2 protein-coding genes are annotated in these 2,104 nt (G+C 70.5%); both read left to right on the top strand.

The genetic code is table 11. The annotated features are described in order from the left end of the window. Window positions 1-107: 107 nt before the first annotated feature. Entirely contained in the window at window positions 108-1,319 is a 1,212-nt protein-coding gene (locus ACFU6K_RS37640) for a phosphoglycerate kinase (RefSeq protein ID WP_380670950.1), read from the top strand. 6 nt (window positions 1,320-1,325) lie between these two features. Continuing rightward, window positions 1,326-2,104, top strand: a 779-nt coding sequence (gene tpiA, locus ACFU6K_RS37635; protein ID WP_380670948.1) for a triose-phosphate isomerase, incomplete at its 3' end; no start/stop codon positions are given.

Below are 2,104 nucleotides of genomic sequence, written 5' to 3'. Positions count from 1 at the left end.
GTGCCGACCGGGCCCTCGTTCCGCGCTCAAGGACTTCTCAGGCGGCCCCTGCGCCGTGCCGCCTCACTGCGCATCAACACCATCTCCCCAGGAGAATCCGAATCCCCGTGAAGACCATCGAAGAGCTCATCGAAGCCGGTGTCGAAGGCAAGCGCGTCTTCGTGCGCGCCGACCTGAACGTGCCGCTGGACGGCACCACGATCACCGACGACGGCCGGATCCGCGCCGTCGCGCCGACCATCGCCAAGCTGGCCGCGGCCGGCGCGAAGGTGGTCGTCGCCTCGCACCTCGGCCGCCCCAAGGGCGCGCCGGACCCGCAGTTCTCGCTCGCCCCGGCGGCCGCGCGGCTCGGCGAGATCCTCGGCACGAGCGTCGCCTTCGCCACCGACACCGTCGGTGACAGCGCCGGGGCCGTCGTCGCCGCGCTGGCGAACGGCGAGGTCGCGCTGCTGGAGAACCTGCGCTTCAACGCGGGCGAGACCAGCAAGGACGACGCCGAGCGCAAGGCCTTCGCCGAGCAGCTGGCCGCGCTGGCCGACCTGTACGTGGGCGACGGCTTCGGCGCCGTGCACCGCAAGCACGCCTCGGTCTTCGACCTGCCGGCCCTGCTGCCGCACGCCGCGGGCGACCTGATCGCCACCGAGGTCGGCGTGCTGAAGAAGCTCACCGAGGACGTGGCCCGTCCGTACGTGGTGGTGCTCGGCGGCGCCAAGGTCTCCGACAAGCTCGGTGTGATCGACAACCTGCTGGAGAAGGCCGACCGGATCCTGATCGGCGGCGGCATGGCGTACACCTTCCTCAAGGCCAAGGGCCACGAGGTCGGCATCTCGCTGCTCCAGGAGGACCAGATCCCGACCGTCCTGGAGTACCTGGCCCGGGCCGAGGCGCGCGGCGTCGAGTTCGTGCTGCCGGTCGACGTCCTGGTCTCCGCCGAGTTCCCGGACCTCAAGACCAAGGCTCCGGCGAACCCCTCGACCGTCGCCGCGGACGCCATCCCGGCCGACCAGGAGGGCCTGGACATCGGCCCGAAGACCCGCGAGCTGTACGCGGCCAAGCTGGCCGACGCGGGCACCGTGTTCTGGAACGGCCCGATGGGCGTCTTCGAGCACCCGGACTACGCGAACGGCACCAAGGCCGTCGCGCAGGCCCTGCTCGACAGCGACGCGTTCACCGTGGTCGGTGGCGGCGACTCCGCCGCGGCCGTCCGCATCCTGGGCTTCGACGAGACGAAGTTCGGGCACATTTCGACCGGCGGCGGCGCCAGCCTCGAGTACCTGGAGGGCAAGACCCTCCCCGGTCTCGCCGCTCTGGAGGACTGACAGCACATGACCGACCGTCTCCCGCTGATGGCGGGCAACTGGAAGATGAACCTCAACCACCTTGAGGCCATCCAGCACACCCAGAAGCTGGCCTTCGCGCTGGCCGACAAGGACTACGAGGCCGTCGAGGTCGCCGTCCTGGTGCCGTTCACCGACCTGCGGTCGGTGCAGACCCTGGTCTTCGGCGACAAGCTGAAGATCAAGTACGGCTCGCAGGACATCTCGCAGCACGACGGCGGGGCCTACACCGGCGAGGTCTCCGGCCCGATGCTGGCCAAGCTCCAGTGCACCTACGCGGTGATCGGCCACTCCGAGCGCCGCCAGTACCACGGCGAGAACGAGGAGATCGTCAACGCCAAGGTGAAGGCCGCCTACCGCGCCGGGGTCACCCCGATCCTGTGCGTCGGCGAGCCGCTGGAGATCCGCAAGGCCGGTACCCACGTCGAGTACACCCTGGCCCAGCTGGACGGCGGCCTGGCCGACGTCCCGGCCCACCAGGCCGAGTCGATCGTGGTCGCGTACGAGCCGGTCTGGGCGATCGGCACCGGCGAGGTGGCCACCCCGGAGGACGCGCAGGAGGTCTGCGCCGCCATCCGCGGGCGGATCGCCGAGCTGTACGACGCCGAGCTGGCCGGCAAGGTCCGGGTGCTGTACGGCGGTTCGGTGAAGTCGTCGAGCGCGGCCGGCCTGATGGCCAAGCCCGACATCGACGGCGGCCTGGTCGGCGGTGCCTCGCTGGACGCCGACGAGTTCGTCAAGATCGTGCGCTACCGTGAGCAGGCAGT

The organism is Kitasatospora sp. NPDC057512 (assembly GCF_042802135.1).
Lineage (GTDB): Bacteria > Actinomycetota > Actinomycetes > Streptomycetales > Streptomycetaceae > Kitasatospora.
This window is presented reverse-complemented; position numbering and strand designations above follow the sequence as displayed.